The organism is Parasphingomonas caseinilytica (assembly GCF_036663755.1).
Classification (GTDB): Bacteria; Pseudomonadota; Alphaproteobacteria; order Sphingomonadales; family Sphingomonadaceae; genus Sphingomonas.
The window spans coordinates 1-25,676 of the sequence record NZ_JAXOJL010000007.1 but is presented as its reverse complement, the minus strand read 5'-3'; the positions used below and the strand labels follow the sequence as shown (position 1 = coordinate 25,676).

Genomic DNA, 25,676 nt, shown 5'->3' with positions numbered 1-25,676 from the left:
ACGCGACGAACAACAGGAGAAGAGGCATCGCCTGTCTCAACGCGGTGCCCCGTCGATCCGGGGTGCAAACTGGGGAGAGCGCAAAGGAATGCTTTGTCGTGGCGTGCCCAGGAGCGGCAGGGCGTTCGCTGACCCTTGGCGGGGCGCAGCAACGCTGGTCTCCGGATTGACCGACATCGCTGGTGCCGGATCCGGGAGCGGTAACGCCTCGGCGTCGCGGCGGTAGCGCAGCACCTGGAACCCGAGCGGGTTCACGAAGCGGTCTTCGCGCTGCATCGGTTCGCCGGAGAAGCGATAGCGGATCACCGACACCCAGGGTTGCCAGCCAGTTGCCTGTCCGCCTCTATCGCGGCGCTGTGTCTCGAAGCGCACCAGAGCACTGTTCCCGCCGAGCGGCGAGATGCTCTTGACCCGCGTCTCGATGATTGTCGTGCGCGGCAGGCGAGCAAGCGGGCTCGACGGGTTGGATGCCTGCACGCTGGCGATATACTCCGAGCGTGCCTGATCGGCGGACCAGAGCGTCGCCTTACGAAAATTGGCCTGCAGCGCATCGGCGTCGAAACTCTCGCGGGCGATGACATATTGCACCAGGAAGGATTGCGTCAGCGCCTTGTCGGGCGACACCCTGTCACCATCAAGGGGTTTGAGCGCCTCGACGAAGCCCGTGTTGCGGTCGACCATCAGCGTATACGGCACGACCGTTTTCAGCGGCATCAGCACGATGAGCGCGATGGCCTCGAACAGCGCGACGACCACCGCGAAGCTTGCGACGATCCAGGCCACGCGCCGCGAGGCGCGCAGGATGTCGGCCCGGTCAGTGGCCCAGCTGTCACCCTCGCGGTAATAGGCGTCGAGCGCCTCTCTCTGCTGTTTTTTCATACTGTCCCGTCCCGCCGGGTGGCGCCCGCGGATATCCGGCTGGAGGTGCGCCGGCGACTGGTCTGTCCAAGCGGCATGGAGTACGGCGCGCCAGCATCCCGAGCCAGTGCCTGCCCAATGCCCGCGGCGCGGCCGCCACTCCCGATTGTCGCCGGTTGTGCAATAGCCTGTTCGCGCCGCTGGTTCGCGGTCACGGCATCGGCGACTAGGTAGGCGCGGCTGCGTTGCTCATGAGCGTCTGGCTGTCGGTTTGTGGGTATGGCCGGTGATGCGCTCGTCCGGATCGACCCCGCCACTTGCGCCGGCCAGGCGCGCACGCTGTCCGGGATGCGGAACCCTTGGGCCACCCGCGCCACCGCGATCAGGGCGGCGATCAGGGTCAGGCCGAACACCAGGCTCATCACCAGCAGCTCGACCGGCGCGGTCGGCGTTGCCACGTCGACGCGGCGCGCACTCAGCACCTGCGCCAACCACGGTTCCAGCAACGCGATTTCGACCCCAAGCACGATACTGGTCGCAAGCGCACCCAGACCGGCCCCGACCACGCCGCGCACCCAGCCTTCGAACAGTCCGCGTGTCCCATCAAACAGCAGAAACAATGCGAACAGCGGCCCCAAAGCGAGCAGCAACCCCGCGACAATCCGTACGCTGGCAAAGCCGGCGATCGCGCCGGTCAGATAAAACGTGCGCCCTTGCGCGACCATCTCGGCATCCTTGACGGGATCCCAGCGCAGGCGTTGCACTGGACGCTGTGCCGCCGGCGCCTGCGGAGGTGCCGTCGAGGCCGCCGGTTCGAGTTGCACGGTCTGCTCGACGCTGTTGGGATTGCCGGTGCCGAGTTCGATCAGCTCGACCAGTCCGTTGTCGATCCGTTGCAATCGCGCGACCAGTCCGCCGCCTGCGCCCGGCAGCGCGCCAGCACCACCGATGCTTGCCGCCAGCTCGGCGGGACCGCGCATCGTGACGTCATAAGCGAGCGTTCGGAACGCCGGCCAGCTTGTTGCGAGTACCAGCACCAGGCCAATCCTGACGATCGCCACCACACCGTCGCGCAGGTCCGGTACATGGCCGAGCAGCAGGCGGTAGCCGAACAGGGCGATGAAGATCGTCAACAGCCCGCCGAGGATCAACGAGACGATCGAGCCCGGCGCGGCGAGCGCGTGCCAGCCGTTCTGCCCGAGGACCTGCGCCTGGCAATCGACATAGTCGAGGACGCCGCTCAGGAACGCACCGCCCGGGCTGATCGCGGGACAGGCCATCACACCTGCTCCAGCAGGCGCGGGATCCAGGCTGCGGGATCGTCGCCGGTCTCACTCCGGATCTCATCGAGCAGCCGCACGGTGCGTTCGCGACCCGACAGGATGGTCAGGATATCGCGCTCGCCCGACAGGTTGAGCCGCGCGACGACCGAATCCGCGCCGTGCTTGATCAGGAAGCAATGCGCATCGTCGGGCAGCGTGCGGACCAGTTCGTATTCGTGCTGCGTCAGCCCGAACCCGTCGATATAGTCCGAGGCGCGCGCCTTCGGGTTGGTCATGAAGATCTGCGTCGCGGCCTGCTCGATGATCGCCGAGGCGATCTTGCTCTCCAGCGCGTCCTGCGCGCTTTGCGTGGCGAACCCGACGATGCCGTTGCGCTTGCGGATCGTCTTCTCCCAATCCTTGATCCGCCGCACGAACACCTCGTCGTCCAGCGCCTTCCAGCCTTCGTCGACGACGATGATCGCCGCCGTCCCGTCCAGACGTTCCTCGACGCGGTGGAACAGGTACATCATGGCCGGCGTGCGGACCGATGGATCGCCGAGGATCGCGGTCATGTCGAAGCCCACCGCGTCGGCGATAAGGTCGGTCAGATCGGTCTCGTTGTCGAACAGCCAGGCGCGTTCGCCATCGCCCCACCACGGGCGCAGCCGCGCCCAGAGATCAGCGGCATGCGGGCGATGGCCGCCGCGAAACAGTTCTGCGAGATGACGCAGGCGGCGATGTTCGAACGGCTGGTCGAAACTGGCATCGACCGCATCCTTGATCTTGCCCAGATCATCGACATCGGCCCCGCCGACGAGTTGCGCGATCCAGTCGATCAGGAACTGACGGTTGGCGGCAGTGTCCTCCATTTGCAGTGGATTGAGGCCGGATGCATTGCCGGGACGCAGCAGGTCGTAGCGCCCGCCGATCGCGCGGATAAACAGCTCCGCGCCGCGATCCTTGTCGAAGAAGATGATCCGGGGCGCGAACTTGCGCGCCTGGGCGAGCAGGAAGTTGAGCACGACCGTCTTGCCCGAGCCCGAGGGACCGATGACGGTGAAGTTGCCCAGATCGCCCTGATGGAAGTTGAAATAATATGGCCCGGCGGCGGTCGTCTCGAGTAATGTGACCGCCTCGCCCCAGTGATTGCCTGCGGACCGCCCGATCGGAAAGTTGTGGCTGCTGGCAAACCCTGAGAAATTGCTGGTCGAGATCAGCCCGCGGCGCGCGATATATTTGAAGTTGCCCGGAAACTGCGCCCAGAAGGCTGGCTCCAGCGCCAGGTCCTCGCGCACGGCGATGATCCCAAGATCTGCGAGCGAGGCCTGCACCTCGGCGACACCCTCATCGACCTCGGCCGGTGTGCTGCCCCGCACTGCGACGGTCATGTGATGCTCGCCGTATCCGGCGCGGCCTGCTGCGACTTCGTCTTTGGCGGTAGAGAGTTCGGCGCGCAAACTGAGCGCCTCGTCCTCTGTCGATCGCATGCGACGCACCGCGAGGTTCATGCGCCCGAGCGCCGCCGCGCGATCGACGAAGCCGAACGATTGCGACACCTGAAGCTCGAACGGCAGGCGCAGCAATTCGTCCAGCATGCCGGACGCGGTCTGCCCCGGATAATCCTTGATCGACACGATGCCGAGAAACCCACGTCCGGCCGTGCCATGCGGCCCAAGCTCAACCGTCTCCTGCCCAAAACTGACGCGGCGATAAGGCAGATAGGCACTCAGATCCTGCAGCGGCATGAGGGCAGGGCGGAGTTCGCCATTGTAGAGCGAGGACAGGAACTCGAGCGGTTCCGAACACACGCCTTGTGCCGTGTCGTACACGCCGAGCAGGCGCGGGCCATAGCTGCCGAGCTGCGCCATTACCGCGTCGCGCGCCTGATTGAGCGCGCGAAGCTCCTGGCGCGACGTTTCTTCGGGCGCTTCGCCTGCGCGACCGAACATTTCGCGGATCCGGTCCGCGACCCCGACCCGCCCCTGCAACGGTCGTCGGATCAACGTCAGGAACAGATCGTTGACGTAGAGTTGCTTGCCCGCCAGCCGCTCGCGCCAGGCTGTATCCAGCGACCCGGAAAAGGCGTCCGGAAACGTTGCTGCCAACGCGACATCGGCGCGCCTTCGCACGACGTGATGATAGAGCGCGAAACGCGACGATCCGATCGCCTGCAGCATCGCATCGCGGAGCGCCTTGCGATAGTTCAGCTCGTCGGTGTCGGCGGTCTCGAACAGCAGGCCGCGCAGGTGGATGAACTGCATGAGCATGCCGTCATGCGTCTCGATCGTGTGATCGTCGAGATGACGCGCATAGGGCAGGTGATGCCCTGCCGCCTTCTCCCGTCCGACCGCTTTGGGGTCGCTGCTCAGGGGCGGTAGGAGTTGCATCGCCAGATCGCATGGTTGCGCACGCGCGGGCAACGGGAGACGCGGATCATCCAGAGATCAAAGATGCGCGGCTCGCGCAGACAGGCGAGCACGCCGATGACGTGTACGAGGACGGCGAACGCCAGCACCCAGAGTGAGTGGAAGATCAGGAACAGTTCGGTCGCGATCACCGCGTTGATCACGAAATAGCTGTAGGTCACGCCGGCGAACATCTGCGGCCGCGTCAGCGCCACGAAGCAGGGATCGCGGTCCAGTCCGTTCACAGGGTCAGTTGCCGAGTGTTGCGGTGGACTGGATGCCGGCCACGATGCTGGCGGCACCGAACACGATGAAGCAGCCGATGATAACCGTTACGCCGTAGCGCCAGTTAATCCGCCCGGTCAGCATCATAAACCCGACCGACGCAATCGCGATTACCGCGACGACCGTTGCGATCGTGCCGAGCAATGTGCCCTGCAGCCAGCCAACCGCCGATACCAGCACGCCGGAGCCGGCAGGATCGGCCAGCGTGTCCTGCGCCTGGGCGACGCCAGCTTGGAATGTCGACGCCATCGCACCGACAGCCATAAGGTAGTTCGATTTAACGGTCATTGTCCCCGGACCCGAATCTGTTCGCTCATGACCATGCGCCAGGATTAAGCGCAAGCCAACACCGCTATTTCCGGCAAATAATCATTAACTGAAATTGGCAACAAAAAACCAAAAAACGCTTGCAATGTTGGAATTGTTAGAGTTGTTTCGTCTCGTGGATCGGGTCGGATCCTACAGGGGTAAGTTCATGGGTGGGATGAGAATGTCGCTGCTCATTGTGGGCGGGGCGCTGGCTGCGGCCGGCACTGCGAGTGCTTCGGAAACGATCACCTATACGTATGACGCCAAGGGGCGGGTTGTTAAGGTCGAGCATACCGGCACCGTCAATAACAACGTCGTTGTGACCTACACGCACGACAAGGCGGACAACCGCAAAAACCAGACTGTTACCGGCGCGCCGTAAGTACGGCGTTCCGTCGACGGACGTTAAGTTTCAGGGGAGGGATTATGACAAACTCGGCACAAGCCGGGCGTGGGCGGTTGCGCGCGCGCCTTGTCGTTCTGGGCATTTCGACCATTCTTTGTTCAGGACTGGCGGCGCCCGCGTTCGCGGAATCGCCGCGCCCGAATCTCGATGCCAATGGCGTCGATCTGATCGATGGGACGTTTAATCTGCGGCTCCCAGTCGCCTCGATCGGGGCCGGCCAGGGCGCCCTTTCTCTCGTGGTGTACGATAGCCAGTTCGACAATTGGTCGGGCTTTTCGTTGAGCCGTTCCACTTACGGCGGTGTCACCACGATGACCGTAAACCTCGCTCGCGGATATGACCAGTTCACCAGTAGCAACGGGTATTCTGCTTCGAAACTTGGCACCGGCGCGACGCTGACCGTGCATGACAATAGCTGGGTAACGTACACGACGCTCGATGGGACGAGCATCGAGTTTCACAATCCAGCGCCCAATGACAGTGGCGGTACCTCGGCCTTCTGCGATTCTTATAATACGACAAGTTGTCGATTGCTGCCCGACACGATCGACCGGCGCGGGGGGATGACAGTCGGCTTCGCCTGGGCCGTGGAGCAGAACTGTTCGACACCGCAGGATCCTGACGCGCCTTTCAATTGCAGCGAATATTGGCGGCTGGGAAGCGTGACCAACGACGCCGGTTATTCGATCCAGTGGTCTTATGTAAACGACTCCGGACCTCCGGTTGCCGCGTGGTTTCGACGTTCGAGTGCCACGCTCGTCAATAACAACGTCGGTGCCGCGAGCTGGCCGACGGTGACGTATGCCTATCCGTCTTCGAACGTGATGACGGTGACGACGCCGGGCGGCAAAACATGGCGTCTCACCGGTAATCCCGGTTCCCTCACCGGCATCCGCCGCCCCGGCGCTTCCAGTGACACAACGACCGTGAATTATGGTTCGGGCGGCGTGACTTCGGTTACGAGCAACGGCGTGACGACAGGGTATGCTCGCTCCGTCTCGGGTAACACGGTGACCATGACCGTGACCGATGCCCAAAGTCACGCAACTACGATCACCTCGAGCCTTGCAAATTTCCGTACGACATCGATCACCGACCCCCTCAGCCGTACGACAAGCTTCGCATATGATGGCGTAGGTCGCCCGACCGAGGTTACCGCGCCGGAAGGCAACAAGGTCCAGTACGGATATGACGGCCGGGGGAACGTCACCGCGACGACGCTCAAGGCCAAGCCTGGTTCGGGGCTGGCGGATATCTCGACGAGCGCGGGTTTTGCGGGGTCTTGCGTCGATCCATCGTGCAACAGTCCGATCTGGACACGCGACGCGCGCGGCAATCAGACCGATTATTCCTACGATGCCACGACCGGCCTGCTGACCAGCGTCAAGGCTCCGGCAGCGACATCGGGCGCGACGCGACCAGAGACTCGCTATGCTTATACCACGGTCTCAGGCGTGTCCTTGGTAAGCGAAGTGTCCGTATGCCGAACGGGTGCCGCTCCCTCGTGCGTCGGCACGTCGGACGAAACGCGTACCAGTACGAGCTACAACATCAACCTGCTGCCGATCAGCGCCAGCAGCGGTGCGGGCGATGGCAGCCTGACCGCGACGGTCACGACGAGCTACGATGCTATTGGCAATATAAGCACGGTCGATGGTCCGCTTGGCGGTGCGGTGGACGTCTTGACCACGCGCTACGACGCCGATCGTCTCCCGGTGGGCACGATCTCGCCTGATCCAGATGGTTCTGGGCCGCTCAAGCGTCGGGCGGTGCGCACGACCTACAATGCTGCGGGTCAGGTAACGCAAACGGAAACAGGGACGGTTACCGGTGCTGGCGACAGTGACTGGGCGGCGTTCTCGAGCCTGCAGCAGCGTGGTATCGACTATGATACGAATGCCCGTCCGGTGCGCAGCGTGGTGACGGCTGGCGGCAGCGCCTATCAGGTCGGCGAATACGCGTACGACGCGCTCGGGCGGGTGGAGTGCACCGCGCAGCGCATGAACCCGTCGGTATGGGCAACGCCGCTTGCCACCGCCTGCACCGGCGGAACGGCGGGCAGTGCGGGGCCGGACCGGATCACGCGGACGACGTACGATGCGGCGGGCCAGGTAGCGAAGGTGACCTCGGCTTACGGCACCGCGGATCAGTCGGACGATGCGATCAGTACGTACAATCCCAATGGCACCACTTCGACGCAGACCGATGCTGTGGGGAACAGGACGAGCTACGTCTATGACGGGTTCGATCGACTGTCGCAGACGCGCTATCCGGTGACGAGCGTGGGCGCGGCGACGAGTTCGACCAGCGACTACGAGCAACTGGGCTATGATGCGGGTGGCAATGTGACAAGCCGGCGTTTGCGCGATGGCCAGACGCTTTACTACGGCTACGATGCGCTGGGCAGGCGGACCTATGATGACAATCCCGGCACGAATGTCGCCGAGGTGGACGTAACCTACACTTACGATCTGCTTGGCCGCCTGTTGCGGGCGCAGGATGGAAACAGCTGGTTCGCCGCCTATGAGTATGACGCCTTGGGGCGCGCGACGCGCCAGTACAGCAATGTTTATGGTAACAGATTCCAGTATGATGCTGCGGGACGGATGACGCGGCAGACGTGGGATGACGGATTCTACGTCACCAACGAATATCTGGTGACGGGAGAAATGAGCGCGATCCGCGAAAGTGGCGGTTTTGTGTTGGCAAGCATCGGGTACAACGATCTGGGACAGCGAGTTGCGTTGGTACGTGGCAATGGGACGAGTAGCAGCTACGGATATGATGCGGCATCGCGGCTGACAGGGCTTGGTTTGCACTTGAACGGCGGAGCAGGGACCGACTTCGGCTTTGCTTACAACGCGACCGGTCAGATCGTAAGTCGAACGCAGAGCAACGACGCCTTCAGTTGGACAGGCGCGACCAATGTCAATCGCGGCTACACGACGAATGGGCTGAACCAGTACACCGCCTCCGGAGCCGTGTCGCCGGCCTATGATGCGCGCGGCAACCTGACCAGCGCGGCTGGACAGAGCTACGTCTACAATACGCGCAACCAGCTGTTTAACACTGGCGTGGCGGGGCAGTTGTTCTATCGTAATCCCACAGGCGTGTTGGGGCAGATATTGGGGGGTAGCCCAGGGCTCAACCTCGACTATGTCGGACCATATCTGACGACGGAGATGCGCAGCGACACCGGCGCTGTCGTCCGCCGCTACGTCTATGGCCCCGGCGCGGACGAGCCGTTGGTATGGTACGAAGGATCGGGCACGAGCGACCGCCGCTGGCTGCACGCCGACGAGCGTGGCTCGGTCGTCGCGGTCAGCAACGATGCGGGCAACGTTACGGCAATCAACACGTATGACGAATACGGCATCCCGGGCAGCGGGAATGTCGGGCGGTTCCAGTATACTGGCCAGAAATGGATCGCCGAGCTGGGCATGTACGATTACAAGGCGCGTATGTACTCGCCCACCCTTGGCCGCTTTATGCAGACTGATCCGATCGGATACGGCGACGGCATGAATTGGTATAACTATGTTGGAAATGACCCGCTTAACCGGACTGATTCCAGCGGGTTGGACGGAGACAAGCCGGAAGACGCGGGTGAAGTTGTTGTTACCGGTCCAAAAAAAGGAAATGAAGCTAGCTTTTTCGGCGGCAACATGGCGGGTGCCGTGTTCTTCAACGTGAGGCCAACTGGAAATTTTGGCGGCGGCCCACTGATTGATTATACTGAAAGTCCTATTGTTGTTACAGCCAATGAGCTTCCCAAAAAGGCTAAGCCAAAGCCAAGAAGTATTCCGTATGATAATTCGTGTAAGCGAGCTATGGATTTGGGTGGTCCGGTTGTAGCCCAATCATTTAATGGGTCGGCTATCCCAGGTGGCGGCGTTCAATATTCGCGGGGCACATTTAATTCTGCCGATGGAATGGTGAAGGGTAGCTTCAGCACTATTGGGGCTGGGGTAGGTATGGACATCGGCGCTGGAGGAACTCTGTTTCAGTACTACGGTGATATCCAAAATTTTGTGGGTCAAAGCTTTAATTTTTCTGGTCAGATTAGCGTCGCGTCACTGACCTTTTCTTTTAACCAAACTATGGATTTTGCTGGCGGATCTGCTTCGGTCGGCACCCCTGGGAAAGCATTATCCATAACAGCTTCGCGAACAACGATTTTTGGATGTAGCTATGCTCAATAGTGCGTATGAAAAGATAAAGTTAGTCGGCGCATTTTTTTTCGTGGCCGCTTTTGGTATGATTATAGCATCATTTCTTTTTCCAAAAAGCTATTTGACTCCGAGTGATGTCCAAGGTTGCTACTTATATAATAAACGTATCTCGTTAACGATCGGACAAAGTAGTTTGAAATTCAGAAATGGGACCCTGCAGGAAGTAAATACCAAATTTAAGCGCACTAACGTATGGAATCAGATAGTAACTTCCCCTGGGTTTGTTGCAGAAAAAAACGGTGATAATTTAATGTTTAAGCTCAATGAGCCTGGTACTATATTAAAAGTTCAGAGGAGCGTAATAGCGGCTATATCTGCGACAGGAGAAGAGTTTTTGCTGAGTAAGGGTAGGTGTTGATTATTCTAGGTGTTTAGTCCCAGCATGTGGTGGATCGGATCGACGATGAACCGCTCAGGCTCTGAAGTCCGGATTTTGGCGATGTATTCGTAAGACGTGCGGCCGCTGAGCGTCCTGAGCCGGCGGGCGAAGTTATAGGCAGGCCTGAAGTCAGCGAGGTGCGTCCGTAGCTCGTCATGGGGCCCTGTCAAAGCAAATGCACCGGTTGTTAGTGTCGGGCGTATAAGCTGCGGCGATGCCCCGCCTCCGCAAACCTGCTAGCCCATTCCGCTACTTCAATTCGTCGCCGAAGGTGATCCGCCTGGTGGTGATGATGTACGTCCGATTTCCGCTGTCGTTGCGGAATGTAGAGGATCTGCTTTTCGAGCGAGGAATTGACATCTGTCACGAGACGGTTCGGCATTGGTGGAACAGGTTCGGCCCTATGTTCGCGGGCGATATCAGACGGCAGCGCGTCAGCGCGATGCGCGGTTTTCGGCATTGGCGGTGGCATCTCGACGAGATGTACGTGAAACTCAACGGGGAGATGGTCTACCTCTGGCGAGCGGTCGATCACAAGGGTGAAATCCTCGAAAGCTATATCACCAAAACCCGCGACAAGGACGCTGCGCTTCGTTTTATGAAGAAGGCGCTGAAGCGCCACGGGGCGCCGGAAAAGGTGACGACCGATGGCTTGCGAAGTTACGGGGCCGCGATGAACGAACTCGGCAATTCCGAAAAACGCGAGGTTGGGCGCTGGGCCAATAACCGGGTAGAAAACAGCCATCTTTCGTTCCGAAGGCGGGAGAGAGCGATGCTTCGTATCCGGAGAATGAAGACGCTACAGAAATTCGCCAGCGTGCACGCCAACGTCCATAATCACTTCAGCCTCGAACGCCATCTCGTAGACCGCCAAACCTATAAGGAACGCCGCTCAGCCGCACTGGTTGAGTGGAGCAAACTTGCGGGCTAAGCCGACGCGCTCAAAGACCAAACTGCATCGGGTGGAGAGCGGTTCGCATTAGACTGACAGCACCCTGGCGACGCATTCACACCCGCTACGATCGTTGCGCCCACACCTTCATGTCCGCCATCGCTCTTGCCGCAACCGTCATCTTCTGGCCCGATCGATGAGTCCTGAGGCTAGTTCGCGCTTGCGGAGCGCTCGGGGCGTTCTCTAGGTTGGAGCGACCGGTAGGCCTGGGGGGAATGCGATGCCGCTGAATGTAAAGTGCTGGAATATCGAGCACCTGAACATGAAGATCGCCCAGACGGACAAGGCCGGCATCTGCGCCGAGATCGCCAAAGCGGACATCACGATCCTGTTAGAGAACAAGAACCTCTCCGACGAGGTCGGCCAAGTGTTCTGCGATCACCTCAATAGAAACCGGACCGGCATAAAATGGGCGGTCGTTAAGATTTCGGCCGGCGGCATCAAGAGTGCCAGCACCGCCGAATTCTACCAGATCCTCTATCGGACCGAGGTGGACGGGAAGGCGGTGACGCTGACGGTGCAGACCGATCTATTGGTCAATGCGATCCAGACGAATACGCGCATGGACCATTTCTTCCAGATCAGCATGAACGCCCACAACGTCATCGAGAGCAGCTATCGCGTCCCGTGCGTGTTCGACCTCGCGGTCGGTGGGGACTCCGTCCGGATGGCAGCGTTCCACGCACCCGGTCCGGGCACGCAAATGGCTCCGACCATCACTAACCAAGCCCTGAACGTGCTGGCCAGTCCGGCGCTCGAAACCGCGTTCATCCTTGGCGATTTCAACTGCTACGGCGGCGGCGAACCCATCCCGAAATTCCATCCCGGCGTGGCTTTGAAATCCCGCACGGAAAAGTTCGTGTGGACCGGCAAGCGGCTCGGCACGACATTTCGCAAGAAGCGGGGGGTGCGAACCAAGCGACGGACATCCAATCCACTGGACCGCGTGCTGGTCAATCGCGACGCGCAGATTACGGTCGAGCCGACCTACGACACGAACCCGCTATACTATCGTGTCACCGACCATATCCCGATCGGCGCGAAAGTATCGTTCCCCGCGGCTCCGCCACCGGGGCCGATCGCTACTGCGAACCGGCGGGGAAAACCCGATCGGGTCGGCAAACTGCCCCTTGCGATAGCCTCCGTCACTCCCGACCTCCATCGGATCGCCGCCATGTTCAATGCAGGCGGGACGGTGGCTTTATGCGACCGTACCTTGGGCACACAGGGCTTTGATGCGCTGATTAAGGCATCGGGGCTCGTCGTGGCGGATCCCGGCACGTCAACGATTACTGTCATATACTCGGGACCGCGGCTCGTCCCGACCGGCACCAAGTTGATCGTCCCGAAGCTCAATTGGCCGATCCCCGGATTCAACGCACTGGCGGCGTCTGCGACGTTTGAACTGGTCAGCGACGGGCTGGCAGTCGGCCTAGACACCGGTCCGAACGGGCCGTTGATGCTCGGTACCACATTCACGGAGATGGCTGACGATCCGTTGGGCGAAATCCAGTTCGCGCACGCGGGTTTCGCATTCAGCTTCGTTCCAAAGCCGGCGCCTGGCGTGCCGACCGGCCTGATCTTTTCTGGCAACTTCCCACTCGATCTGGACGGACCTGCCGGTTGGCTAAAAACCATCTGGGGAAGCAACCTGCCGGGCTCGGTAGCGATGACCGGCCCAATCGCGAACAACACAGTGGACGGTGTCCAGTTCCTGTCGGTCGACCTGCGCGCGGACCTGCCGCCCTCGCCGCCGATCGCGCTGCCGCATTACCGGATGAGTGGTCAGCTCTGGGCAGTCTACAACGGCCTCGCCGCTGCGGCCGGGGCGTGGCTGGAAGACGACACGCTGCCGAGCAGCGGCTGCTACGTCGACGGCTCGCTCCAGCGCGATCCTGCGGCGCTTGGACGCGAACGCACGCTGCCACAGACGATACCCGTCACGGTACTTTGGATACCGTCGGGGGGTGGCGATACTCCCGACTTGTATCTCGCGGCGGTCGGCGACAACACGTTGCCGGTAATGGCGCTGACCGATGTCGCCGACCTGCTGCTCTCCGGGGCGTGGCTGGCCGCGCTGCCGAGCGAGATCCAAGGCTGGCTCGCCCATGTAAATATCCAGCAGCTGCGAATCGCAACCGGCGTCACTGCGGACGAACAACAGCTCTACGAAGCGGCGGTCGATGTCGTGATGAGTGACACGATCAAGCTGTTCGAGATCGGCGACGCGACATTGTCGCTGGAATGGCTCAGCATGACAGTCGGGACGTTTCAGACCGCGCACGATCACGAACTTTCGTTCGGCGCGGCCCTGATCCTTGGCAACCAGCGCGAGTTTGATCTTTCGCTTACCTTCACCGAGCAGGAGATCCTGATCGGTGGCAGTTATTTCGACCCGGACGCGGGCACGTCCGATGCGCTGAGCCTGCACGCCATCATCGGCGAGATCGCGGGCGAAGCGACCGCGGCGCTGGTGCCTGACGAACTCGCAACGATCGCCATCGACCGGATAGACGCACTGGTCGCATACCGGGACCGGTCCTTTGCCTGCGACGCTTATTTCTCCGCGGAGCTGATGGGTATCGGTTTTTCCGGTCTCGCGATCCGCGCGGTTCGAAGCGCGGCCCAAGACGACTGGGCAGCCCAGTTCGGTGGTGTCATCGACATCGCATCGGTACTTTTCGAGATTTCCGGGGTGCTCGACAAGCAGGGCGACAAGGTGCTGACAATCGCCTGGCCGCCGAGCGGCGACGCGATGGGCGAGAAGCTCACGCTGAACATGCTGCTAACGGAGATCGGGTTCGGCATCGCCTTGCCCGCCGGGCTCGATTTCGCACTCACGTCGGCAAAGTTCTGCTACGTATTTGATGCCGCCACCGGAACGCGTGTCCTGACGCTGGAGGCCGAGGTGACGCTCGACGGGATCGCCGCCACTGTCCAGGCGCTCTCCTTGTCTCCCGATGGGGATGGCGCGTCGCGCCGCGCGCTGATCATCGACGTGCCAATCCCGGATACTCTAACCGGACTACCGGTGGTCGGCGACTTGCCCAACCCAGTTAGCCTGCTGCAATTGGTCGGAACATCGACCGACCTGTCCGGCGACGTCGAAGAGGTGAATACTGCGCTGGCTGCGATGGGCAGCACCGTTCTTCTCGACCCCGACGCACTGCAGGAGGGGGTGCATCTCTCGATCCAGCTTGCGGGCGTGAACGCGCCGATCACGATTACACTTGGCGAGGCACCCCACGCTGCCGCCGAGCCGACCGCGCGGACGGCGGTACCCGCAGCAGTGCTATGGGAGGATGTCGATCGGGCGCTCGGTCCAATCCTCCTGCATCGCGTCAGGATCGGCTGGGCGAGTACGGGAGTGGCGCTGGTACTCGATTGCTCCATCACCGCGGGCGGCATTGCAATATCGTTCCAGGAATGCGGCCTGACGATCCCGCTCGACCATCCCACCCACGTAGGCTTCACACTGGGCGGTTTGGGCATCGATTATTCCGCACCGCCGATCTCTATCGGTGGCGGTTTCTTGGCGATGCCGGGCGGCGAATATGACGGCGATGCGGTGATCCAGACGCCCAGCATTAGCCTGACCGCGCTGGGCGGTTATCGAGCGGTCGATGGGCACATGGCGATGTTCGTTTATGGGATGCTCGACAATCCGCCGCTCGGCGGGCCGGCCTTCTGCTACGTGACCGGTGTCGCCGCTGGGTTCGGATACAATCGGCAGCTCAACGTCCCCGCCTTGCCCGACGTCGCCAGTTTCCCGCTGGTAGCGGCCGCCGATCCGGACGATCCCGAAGCGCAAAAGTCGTTCAGCGATATGGCGGCCGACTTGGCCAACGTCATGCCCGCAGCAGTCGGCGAGAATTGGCTGGCCGCGGGCTTGCGCTTTACCTCGTTCGAACTGGTTCGGTCGTTCGCGTTGCTGACGGTTAGCTTTGGCCCGAGTGTCGAGGTGGCCCTGCTCGGCAAGTCGACCGCCGCGGTGCCGAGCGATTCTCCGCTGCTTCATGCCGCGATCGTCCTGTCCGCCGCTTATTCGCCCGACGAAGGCGTGCTCCGCGCAAACGGGATGCTCACGCCCGATTCCTACGTGATCTCGCCCGACTGCGCGCTGTCGGGCGGGTTTGCGGTCTATGTCTGGTTTAAGGATCAGCCCGGTGGGCCGAATGCCGGTGACTTCGTAGTCTCGGTCGGCGGCTTCGCGCCCGGTTACAGCCCGCCACCGGGCTATCCCTCGGTCGCGCCGCTCGCGCTCAACTGGCACATCTCCGACGAGATCACCGCCTCGGGACAGGGTTACGCCGCGTTAACGCCCTCATGCGTCATGGCGGGCGGCAGTTACGCGATCCGGTTCGAGGCAGGTTGCTTGAAAGCTTGGTTCGACGCGGCGATCAGCTTTTACATGGGTTGGAAGCCGTACAGCTACGACTTGGTCGCCGAGATCGACATCGGCGTGTCGCTGTCGTTCGACGTGGACCTGCTTTTCTCGACCGTCACCGTGACGCTGTATGCCGACATCGGTGCCGGGGTCCACATCTGGGGACCGGATTTCACCGGCGACGTCCACGTCAAGGTGGCGTTTGTGTCGTTCACGATCGGTTTTGGCGAAGGCCAGACCAAACCGCCCTTCATCGACTGGGACGAGTTTAAGTCGTCGTTCCTTGCCGATACCGCGCGACCGGTCTGCTCCGTACGTCTGGTCGACGGCGGACTGCGCACTTTGCCCGCTAGCGGGAGCGCATCGGGGGCCTGGGTGGTCGACGCGAACCGCTTGGTCCTGCGCACCCACTGCCTAGTCCCCGCATCAAGCGAGGCGGCCGGTGGCGCGACTGGCGCGGCGTTCGGGATCCGTCCGGTCGGAATTGCCGCCAGCGACGACCTCCGCTCCATCCACGTCGTCGAAATCTTTCGCGGCACGAAGCAGCGCACCAACTGGTTCGACATCTTACCGGTGGTAGAGAGCGTCCCCAAGGCACTGTGGGGCGACCCAGCGACCGGGGGTCCGGACCAAGACCAGCTGCTACCGGGCGTGCTTACCGGGGTGACGATTACCGCCAAGGTCGCGAGCGTTTCACCCGATAAGACCAAGGGCATCCCGGTCACGAATCTGTTGGTACAGAGCCCCGCGTCTAGCATCACAGCGATCTCGTGGAGCGCGGATGCCGTCCCCGCGCCTGCACCGGACCAGCGGCCCGCGACCCGCTGGCACGCCGTGGAGAATATCGTCGCGGCCGCGCCGGCGCGCGACGCGATCCTGGCCGACCTGCACGTGGCGGGCCTCGACCTGCCGACCCATATCGACCTGGGCGGGTTCGGTCGGAACATCCATGCGGAGTTGCTCGACGCGCCGCTTCTACTCGCCATCGCGGAGACCCGACATGCCACCTGATCCCGACCACGCGACCATCATCTTCAGCCAGGATCAGCGGCCGCCGCTGGAATCGGGCGACTATACGATCAAGGCGCGACAGGATCTGTCGGGACCGGTGACCGCGCAATTTTGCGCGCCCGATCGCGTGTTTCACGTCAAGGGCGTCCGGTTTACTCTGCCGCCGCCAACCGTCTCCGCGATGTTCCCGCCCGCCAATGCGTGTGGAGACTTCGCCCACGCATTGCCGCACGTGGTGCTGACGGAGCCAACCCTGCCGTGGCAACGCGATCCGGACGCGCAGGTCGGCGCGTCGTTGCGAGGCGAGAACGCGAGCGATCCCTGGCTCGCGCTCATCCTGGTCCACGAAGGCGACGTCGCGCCGCATCCGCTCGACCAAGCGGTGCCAATTCTTAACCTGACGCAGCGGCAGCTCCGCCACCCCGCGGCTGACACGTTTTTTCCAAACCTGGACCAGGAAGTCACCGACGACGATGATGCCATTTGCCAGGCAGTGGACCTGGAGTTCGCGCTGTTCAACAAAGTCGCCCCCTCGCGTGAGGATCTTGCGTGCCTGACCCACGTCCGCACCGTCACCGGTGCGGCGATGGCGCGCAAGGCGCGGCGCGATGCCCGACCCGACCGGACGCGGCCCGATCTCGTCGGGCAGGACGGCGTCGAGAATGGCTGTTTCGCGGTCGTCATCGGGAACCGGTTGCCGATCGAGGGGGTGCGCAGCCGGGTCCATTTGGTGTCGCTGGAAGGCTATGGGCCGTATCTGCGTAGCCCCAAATCGGTCCCGTTTCCCGTGCACACCGAAAAGGTCAGGCTGACGTTGCTTGCCGAATGGACGTTCATGGCGAGCGCCGAAGATGCCGGTCGGTTCGCCGCACTGCTTGAGCACGTCAGGCTGGCGACGCCGAACACGCTGCAACTGCCCGTGCCGGGTCCGGTCAGCACCCGGATCAAGCCGATCCTGGCCGACGGCCATGTCCCGCTCCAGCATACGCTGCGAACCGGCGATGGCACTGTCTCCTGGTACCGCGGGCCACTGCTTCCCTACCGGCTGGAACCCGACCGGATCCTGTCGCCGAGTACGGCCAGCACTTCGGATACGCTGCTTCACTATGACGCGGAGACCGGATTGTTCGATGCCTCCTACGCGGCGGCATGGCAACTCGGCCGCTTGCTCGCGCTGCAGAGCCGGGACTTCTCGACGACGGTCTATGCCTGGCGGGAGGGTGAGTTGCGCAAGGCGGTCGCCGCGTCGGCGCGGATGGCGCATCGCGCGGCATTCGGTACCGCGCATTCGGGCACAGCGCATTGCGCCGACGACCGCCCGCGCAATGCGCTGCGAAATGTGCTTTCGACTACGCTGCGCCGCGCGCTCGGCTTCGCCCCTGCTGCAGCGGGTCGGTCCGCGCCGGCATTGCCTGACCCGCTGCCCTCCGCGATGACGCGTTGGCTCGGAGCGCTTGCGACGCTGAAGGCCGTGCCGTTCGACTATCTCGTTCCCGACGCTACGATGCTGCCACCGGAATCACTGCGCTTCTTCCAGCTCGACGCGAACTGGATCGCAAACCTGCTGGATGGCGCATTGGGGATCGGCCGGACCAGCGCGGCGCGGCAGCGGCACGACGCCGCCGCGATGCCCTCGATCCGCGCTGCGATCGCCGCCGCTCGGCCGGGCAACCCCGCCGCTGCGTCCGTCATCAGCGGGTTCCTGCTGCGATCGACGGTGGTCAAAGGTTGGCCGGCACTCGAGGTACGGGCGTTTGGCAAGGCCGGCCAGGGTGACGCGCTGACCGTGTTGCGGCTCGACCGGCTCGCACCGGACCTGCTGTTCTGCCTATTGGAAGGCGACCGGGTCATCGCCGAGCTAGAATTGCGCGAACCATCGGAAGGCATGCACTTCGGCGTCGATCTGGTCGGCCAGCAAGGGGAGGAAAAGATCAGCAAGATACTGCGCGATCCGGACACGGGATTACTAACCAGCAAAAGTGTCACCGCGTCGCTTCCCGCCGATGGCCGGATCGACATCGCCAATCTGTTCGGCGTGATCGGCAACGCGCTTGAGGCCACCCCGTTCACCAGCGCGGAATTCGCGCTGCAGATGACCGAGGGCGTGGCGCAAGTGTTGTTCAGGAGCGGACCATCCGCGCCAGGAGCGGACGCATGACGCCGACGACCAGTCCGGAGGCCTTGGTCGTGACCATCGGCGTGAACGCGCAGTGCATCGGTGACAAGGACGCACAGCGCAAGGTTTTCGTCCCGCCGGCGGCCAAATACACGAACCTGCCCTATCGCGACGCCGGGCACGAGTTGCACAATTCCGGGCCGTATACCGATCGTTGCGTCAGCGAATATGGCGCGCTCGACCCCGCGACCGTCCCGCTGGTGGTCCGCGCACGCGGCGTCCATCTCCACTGGATGCTGCCCGAGGCGCTTACCCGCGGACGCGTTAGCGGCACCGGGGGCGTCCCGACCGCCGTGATGGCCAGCATGCCGTCCGTGCCCAACCGCTGGCTGATCGTGCGATCGGGAACGACGGCCGCGAACGGGCCCCTGCCGCAGGCATCATGGGTGGTCGAGAGCGACCGGGTCGCCACCGAGCCCGGCGCTCACGCTTGCGCGCTGGTTCCCTCGCTGCCGGCCAAGCCCGCACACCCGACCGCCGAGGATCAGCTCCCCTACGCGTATCTCGGCCATGCCCAATCCACCCCGTGGCACGAAGGCGGCGATCAGACGGCGCGCTATCTGGGCGATCGCGGGAGCCGACTGACCGCGATCGTTGGCGGCTCGGTCCATTTCGCGTCGCTCTATTCGGAATGCGCGGGCGTCTTCGGCTTCCACGATCCGATTACCGACGACAATGCGCTGCTGGCCGGCACGACGCTCAGCTACGACATCATCGGCTGGTATGGTGGCCAGCAAACCGATATCCTGCATAGCTTGCCCGAGCGGCTCGAGCAGACCGGCTGGCGCGAACAGGTTGTGCGCGAGCTGGGCTGGACCCTGCCGGACGAAATGCATGATCGGGCTGACGCGCAGGTGCGGCCCGTCGACAGCGTTTATCACGGGCGACTGACCGGCATCTCCTGGGATCCGGGCAAATCCTATCTGGGCGGCGATCCCGGCGATCTGGATCTAAAAAAGGTCGCGATCGGCAATTCGCCGGGCGAAGCGACCGCGGCGCTGCTCGCGCATCTTGCCAACAATGCGCCGCCCGCAGTAGAGGATCTCATCAACGCGCTGATGCTGGGCAAACTGCCAGAAATCGATCGGGCTGCCGATATCGAGGCCGCGATCGCGGGTACACTCAAACGCGCGCGGTTTCGGTCGATGCCGGGAGGATCGATCTCTTGCCTGAAGCAGCGCCCGGCTTCGGATGGTGAGCCGGCCACGCCGCTCAACGACGACATCGCCGCGCAACTGTCGCAAGTGGTCCGGCTGGAACGAACGACAAATGCGCTTGCCCGTCGGATCGACACGATGCGCTGGCAGGTGTTCGTCGATTGGGGTAAGTTCTTGGAACTCAATTACGGCGGGGCACCGGACGCGGCAGCGGCGACGAATGTCGGCAATTATCTGTTCCGGTCGCTCACCGACCCGGCCGCCCCGCTCCCCAGCGCGCTGGCAGACATCCAGACTGCCCGCACGGTCCACCTGCCGCTGCTGCGCGAGCGCCTCGCGCATTCCGTGTCCGGCACGAGCTGGGACGTCATTGCCGTGCCCGACGCTCCGTTCTGGCAACCGAATCCGCCTACGGTGTTGCTGTTCGGCGACGGGGCCTTGCCGGGAGAGTTGCACGCGGAGCGCCGTGCAGTTTGTACTCTCGCCAGCGCGATCATCGCCGAGGCGGGGCCGGCGCCGACCGGCGAAACACCCATCCTGCTCGGATGCCGCCATCACTCGTTGATTGCCGCGCTGCTCGCATCCTGCGGCGACGGGCGGGAGGCGTCGTGGCGGCCGGACTGGAATCCCTTCATGCTGGGATGGAGCGTTCAGTTCGCGCCCGTCCAATGGCTGTCGAGCGAATTCGCGTCGATCAACAGCTACGCGTCCGATTTCCTGACAGAACGCTACGCCGCGCCGGTCGAGGGCGAACTGCATTTCGCCGGGGCGACCGGGCCAGGGGAGTATCAGGACTATCACGGCCACGCGTTCATGACGCCGCGGCCGCGCCAGACGATCGCCGACGCGCTCGCGCTGTATGTCCTGGATCATCCGGACGATCCCGTCGATCCCGCGGTGCAGGAGATCATTGGCGCTTTGCAGGACATTCCAATCCTCACCCAGAGCCTAAGCGGCTTCGACGACGCGCTACGAATGCGCCGTAGCGGCAGCCAGCTTCCCGTACTGGACCCCGTGGGCGACGCAATGACCCGGGCGCTGGTCGAAAGGGTCGCCGCCCATGTCGTGGGTATGACGTCGACGTCGCCCTGGGTCACCGGCACCTTCAACCCGATCCGCGCCGGGTTCGTGGTGCCCACCAGCCTGCGCCTTATCGACACATTCGGCCACTGTCGGGTGATCACCGACTTTACCGACAAGCTCGTCTTCGCGCGCAGCATGGTCGCGCCGAGCGGTGCCGATCCTTCGCTGGCCGAACTGTGCCCGCGCTTCGCTCAGCCCAGCCGTTTGTCCGGCCGCTGGCTTCCGGCGCGCGACGACGACTGGATCGTCAGCGCGGCACCGGGATCGACCCCCGTGTTCGGATGGGTGCTGTTCAATCACGTCGATCGCGCGCTGGCGATCTACGACGCGGCCGGGAACGGCATTGGGTCGTTTATCCTGGGCGGGGCTGACGATACAGTCGCGTGGCAGGCATTTCCGGGATCGGGCAAGAGCGACGATCCCGTTGTCGCCTTCGCCGATCAAGACCCCCGGCTTGCCGATCTCGCCATCAACGGATTATGGCACTGGCCGTCTGCATCGGCACCGACCCCGGCGGTCATGCTGAAACCCCTGCTGGCCGCGCTCGGCCGCGCCACCGATATCATACTACCCGAAAGCTTTCTTCAGACCCGCGGTAACGCCCTGCTCGTCGGTCGACCGCTCGCGTTGGCGCGGTTGGCGATCAAGCTCGACCTGTACGGCGAACCAGCGTGCGGAGAGGAAGCCGCCTATTTCGCGCGATCAAGGTTCGACCCCGACCAGCCGCCACCGCGCTGGACCGCGGGTTTTGCGCAGGTCGCGGTGCCGACCCAGCTGGGGGGAACCGGGACTGCGGACGATGGTGTGGTCGGATATTTCGCCGAGCGCGCGGGCAAGCCCTCATATGACCTGTTCTTCTCGTCGTTCGCCGATGGCCTCGACGGGCCAGTAGCGTCGCCTGGCGCGTTCCCGCTCGAGATCTGTGCTGATCCGGCGGCATTAGCGCATAGCTTTACCGTTCTCGTCGATCCGCGCGCGCCAGCCCCGGTCGAAAGCGCGTTGCATCCCGCAGACGCGCTCGCCCTGGACCCCGCGCATTTCGCGGACGCGGTGGAGGCGATCCGGGTCGCATTCTTCACTGCGCCTGTGCTGACCGATCCGGATCAGCTCGCAATGCCGCTGCCCGCGCAGGGTGCGGGCAAGTGGCGCTGGGTGTATCGCGACGCGCATGGCTGGCAGTCGACGAACGCGATCGGACGGCCCGGCGAGACCGCTATGCCGAGCGCACATAAGCGGACGCTGCGCGAGGGATGGCTGGTGCTAGATCCCGGTTTCCACGAAGACGACGGGGGTTTGCGCTAATGTTGAATGGCATTTCGCTCTTTTACGTCCTGAACGAAGCCGCGCCGATCCAGGGCGCGGATGCCAGCCCGACGATCACGCTGAGCAACGCCGATCCGACGCAAAATGACCTGAAGCTGATGCTGGTCAACGCCACGGGCAAAGACCAGATCTTCGTTCCCGCCGTGGCACCATCGGCCCCGGGTACGGGCTCCGCATCGACGATCTATTTGCAGATCGTGGAACAGACTCCGGCCGAGAACAACGCCATCAAACTGGTGGCGGCCAGGAGCGGCGACTGGGCGATCGCGGGCTTCGACGAATTGATCGGCCTGTGTCCGACCAAACCGTTCGTGCTGGGCAAGGCGCACGATGCGACCAACCCCTATGTCGTCCACCTGACGCATATCGCGGTCGCGAATGGCCATGCGGCCGGCACCCTAAACCTGAACGACGCCAATTGTCCCGCAGCGCTGGGCTGGCTTCAGTCCGACCAAGGCATCACCTACACAAGCGCGGGCACGCCGGTGCCGGACGGATTCTATGTGCTGGAACTGACCGATGCGGCAACTGCGGGGGCGCTCCTCAACATCACGAACATCGTCGCGGCGAACCGTCTGCAGCTGACGCTGATCAATGGCCCCTCCGCGCTGACAGCGAACGCAGATGCCGCGTTCAATCTCACTTTTTCCTATGGTCCCTGGAGCGACGACATCGCACCCGAAAGCCTGTTCGATCATGTTGCGATAGCGCCCGAGGATGCCACTTGGACCTGCGCGAAGACCACCAACACCAGTTGGGTGCTTCGGCCGCCGCCGGGAACGTTCCTGGCCGCCAATGCCGAATACCGGTTCCTCCTCACCGGCCTGCTGACCGAGCTCGATCCGGCGCAGGAGGGCAACATCTGTTACCTGACCGTGGCCAACCGAGCCATCGCTGGCTATACCGACGGCGGTGTTCGGCTGGCACTGACCAAGGGCTATTATGCCACGATCGCGACCTTCGTGCTGGAATCCAAATACGAAGGCGACAACAACAAGCACGAGGTGTGCACCGGCGTCGGCAACTGCAGCTTTTTCGCGGGCGATACCGTCGACATTTCCTGGCAGACCTGCGGCAGTGATCCCAAAGCCACGACACCCTGTTCGTTGTTGCTCGGAACGACCACGCTGCACGCTGGCGCGGCCCAGGACGACTGGAGTTGGAACCCGGCTTCCAGTCATCAACAGCAAATGACCTTGATCTGCGAGGGTAAAGGGGCAGCTGGTGCATACATGAAGCAGGTGACACTGGCTACCAAACCGCCCGAGATCCACGCTTTCACCGGCGCGCCGCACACGGCCGGATCGCCGGTGATCCAAATGAACTGGTCCGTGCGCGGGGTGACGATGAAGATCACGCTGAGCGGCACCGGCATCGACGCGCCGATCGACGTCACCGCCCGGACCGTCGCCAGTGGCGGCGTCGACCAACTGTTGAGCGGCTGCTATCTGCCGCCGACCACGACCGGCTACCCCGGCGGGAATTACAGCTTCACGCTGACCTGCGACGACGGATTCAATCCGCCGGAGACCATGACATGTTCGGGGCCTGTGGTCGCGATCACCGACATCACCAGCGTGGCGTACCCCGTGCCAGGCGGTATCGCCTTATGGTTACCCGGCAACAATCCAGCCAAGCAACCTTCACCCGGCGATTCGTCGCTGGTCACCGATATTACGACGAACATATGTCAGGTGGGACCAGCCGGCTTCACGTTCGAACAACTCATGATCAACTGGTCGACTGCGGCAGGACAGGTCAACGGTATCTACGCTGGGATGGGATCGAGCAGCGTCCCTTCTACCAGCGTATCATACGCCCAAGCGGGTAAAATCTTATGTTCTGTCGTCTTCGACCTAAGCTTTAATCCGGTTCTATTATACCAGACACCGCAACAACCCGCGGCGATTTCGTTTGCGGGTGCCGGACTCCCTTTGACGCCGCTCAATATCTCGTCGCGGCTGCCTTTAGCCAGGATTCGTCATCTCCCATTTATTAATGGTGAGCTGGGCATTGGCCCGTTAGGCGACAGTTTTTGGGCTTTTGCCGATATTGCTATCGGCATGATTGTGGCCCCGTGTGGCTCTTCGCAATACTCGACCACGACCAGTAATATGAGCCCTATTGTCGACGTCGCCGGCGGCCCTGTATCTGAATCATATTATTCCGTAACTGCGACAACGGATGGTTACTCAATTTATTGTAATACTTTTAACAGCAATGGCCAAGATGTCAGCTTCGAGAGGTGCGGCAATCTCGTTAACTTCGATACGTCGATCATGTCGTTAACGCTGGATACCGGATTGACGGCTTGGACGATAACTCAAAAATACCTGTATTGGCTCGAGAAGATCCCCGGCCAGACCGAGCACATGCTGTGCCGCTGCATCAAGGAGGGCGGCGACCGCGGGGAAGTCGCTGTGCTGACTTCCGACCCGTCAGCCTCGGGATTGGCAGTAGTGGGGCCGGTAAGTTTCTGAACCTAAAGCCAACCAATTGGTCCAAAAGCCGGTATCCATTATGCAGAGAGCGGTTCGCTTTGGACTGACAGCACCGCCAGGCAGGTTTCTCATCCTGCCTCTTGCCGTCTCAACGGCACCTTCTCACGAAGCAAATCAGCGCCTTAGGCGTCGCACGCCGTCTCCTCCGGCTTCACGTAATCGCAACCACCCGGGCACCCGGGGGCATTGCGGGGGCACGTGATTGGGTCGGGAGGGGGCACTGATGTCGGATGCTACGGCCAAGAAGCCGCGCGTTCCCCTGGACTCCAAAAAGGTTAAGCACGCCAAGCCTGACGAGCGCACTACAAGCTCGCCGACACCGGCGGCCTCTACCTCTTCGTCTCGACCAGCGAGGACCGGACCTGGCGGCTGATATGGCGGCGGCGAGCGTAATCCAATTACAATTAAACCCGTTCACTTGACGGGGGCAGGTCACGGCTGCGATGACCAAAAATTCAGCGCACGGCGTTGCTCAAGCATTTTGACCGTTTAAAGTCGACTACACCGAAAAAAAACTTTACGGTAGCCGTCAAAAAAGATCCTTTCGATCTGGAAGTGACGAGGCAAATAGCGTCAACGGACTGCCCCGGATGAAACCCCCTCCCGTAAATATAAGTATTTGTTGATCATCGCTAGGAAACGGTGGTCGCAGCTAGCATGATAACGGTGAAGTGAGCAGTCTGGAAGTAGACGAGATGGCCGCCACGGTCGGTAGCTTCGGCTTTAGAGAGCGCTATATCGCCTTGAATTGTTGCGTTAGAATAATTAATTAGGTGATGAACAAGCGACTGCTTTCGGCCGGCGGTAAATCGATCCGGAACTACTAATTATGGGTCATTGGATCCTATTTGCGTTATCCGATGAGCCTCGACTGCAACGCCACGGAGAAAATGCGTTCGAGCTTCGAGGCGCCTTGCTCGGTAAGCTGGAAAAGGGCTCTATCGGTG

Annotated in this window: 12 protein-coding genes and 1 pseudogene; 7 read left to right on the top strand and 6 right to left on the bottom strand. The window is 62.3% G+C overall.

Annotation, left to right across the window (positions count from 1 at the left end):
* Positions 1 to 36: 36 nt before the first annotated feature.
* Genes U1738_RS14585 through U1738_RS14565 form a run of 5 tightly spaced genes read right to left on the bottom strand, consistent with a single transcriptional unit; the run spans position 37 to position 5,101 of the window.
* A complete protein-coding gene (locus U1738_RS14585; RefSeq protein WP_332789787.1) occupies positions 37 to 879 on the bottom strand; it encodes a VirB8 family type IV secretion system protein in 843 nt (280 codons plus the stop codon).
* Positions 876 to 2,138, bottom strand: coding sequence for a type IV secretion system protein (locus U1738_RS14580; protein ID WP_332789786.1), 1,263 nt, complete (start codon positions 2,136 to 2,138; stop codon positions 876 to 878). The genes U1738_RS14585 and U1738_RS14580 overlap by 4 nt, the downstream gene beginning before the upstream one ends.
* Complete coding sequence (locus U1738_RS14575) at positions 2,138 to 4,510, bottom strand: VirB4 family type IV secretion/conjugal transfer ATPase (protein WP_332789785.1); 2,373 nt, start codon at positions 4,508 to 4,510, stop codon at positions 2,138 to 2,140. The genes U1738_RS14580 and U1738_RS14575 overlap by 1 nt, the downstream gene beginning before the upstream one ends.
* A complete protein-coding gene (locus U1738_RS14570) occupies positions 4,489 to 4,773 on the bottom strand; it encodes a VirB3 family type IV secretion system protein (protein ID WP_332789784.1) in 285 nt (94 codons plus the stop codon). The genes U1738_RS14575 and U1738_RS14570 overlap by 22 nt, the downstream gene beginning before the upstream one ends.
* A 4-nt stretch (positions 4,774 to 4,777) precedes the next feature.
* Positions 4,778 to 5,101 (bottom strand): TrbC/VirB2 family type IV secretion system protein, encoded by a 324-nt coding sequence (locus U1738_RS14565; RefSeq protein WP_332789783.1) that lies wholly within the window; start codon positions 5,099 to 5,101, stop codon positions 4,778 to 4,780.
* A 202-nt stretch (positions 5,102 to 5,303) separates the two neighbouring features.
* On the opposite strand from U1738_RS14565, the gene U1738_RS14560 reads away from it, so the two are divergent.
* Positions 5,304 to 5,504 (top strand): hypothetical protein, encoded by a 201-nt coding sequence (locus tag U1738_RS14560; RefSeq protein WP_332789782.1) that lies wholly within the window; start codon positions 5,304 to 5,306, stop codon positions 5,502 to 5,504.
* Between the two features lie 44 nt (positions 5,505 to 5,548).
* Entirely contained in the window at positions 5,549 to 9,730 is a 4,182-nt protein-coding gene (locus U1738_RS14555) for an RHS repeat-associated core domain-containing protein (protein WP_332789781.1), read from the top strand.
* 393 nt (positions 9,731 to 10,123) lie between these two features.
* Here U1738_RS14555 and U1738_RS14550 read toward each other — a convergent pair.
* Positions 10,124 to 10,297, bottom strand: a pseudogene (locus U1738_RS14550) (IS481 family transposase); the annotation flags it as partial.
* Between the two features lie 56 nt (positions 10,298 to 10,353).
* Here U1738_RS14550 and U1738_RS14545 point away from each other — a divergent pair.
* From U1738_RS14545 to U1738_RS14520, 5 genes are all read left to right on the top strand, one after another.
* Positions 10,354 to 11,070: an IS6 family transposase gene (locus tag U1738_RS14545; RefSeq protein ID WP_332789780.1), complete on the top strand. Its 717-nt coding sequence runs from the start codon at positions 10,354 to 10,356 to the stop codon at positions 11,068 to 11,070.
* 283 nt (positions 11,071 to 11,353) lie between these two features.
* Positions 11,354 to 16,489, top strand: a complete 5,136-nt coding sequence (locus U1738_RS14535; RefSeq protein WP_332789779.1) for a DUF6603 domain-containing protein — start codon at positions 11,354 to 11,356, stop codon at positions 16,487 to 16,489.
* Positions 16,479 to 18,647, top strand: a complete 2,169-nt coding sequence (locus U1738_RS14530) for a hypothetical protein (protein WP_332789778.1) — start codon at positions 16,479 to 16,481, stop codon at positions 18,645 to 18,647. Before U1738_RS14535 ends, U1738_RS14530 begins: the two co-directional genes overlap by 11 nt.
* Complete coding sequence (locus U1738_RS14525; protein WP_332789777.1) at positions 18,644 to 22,207, top strand: hypothetical protein; 3,564 nt, start codon at positions 18,644 to 18,646, stop codon at positions 22,205 to 22,207. Before U1738_RS14530 ends, U1738_RS14525 begins: the two co-directional genes overlap by 4 nt.
* Complete coding sequence (locus U1738_RS14520; protein ID WP_332789776.1) at positions 22,207 to 24,708, top strand: hypothetical protein; 2,502 nt, start codon at positions 22,207 to 22,209, stop codon at positions 24,706 to 24,708. Before U1738_RS14525 ends, U1738_RS14520 begins: the two co-directional genes overlap by 1 nt.
* Positions 24,709 to 25,676 lie beyond the last annotated feature (968 nt).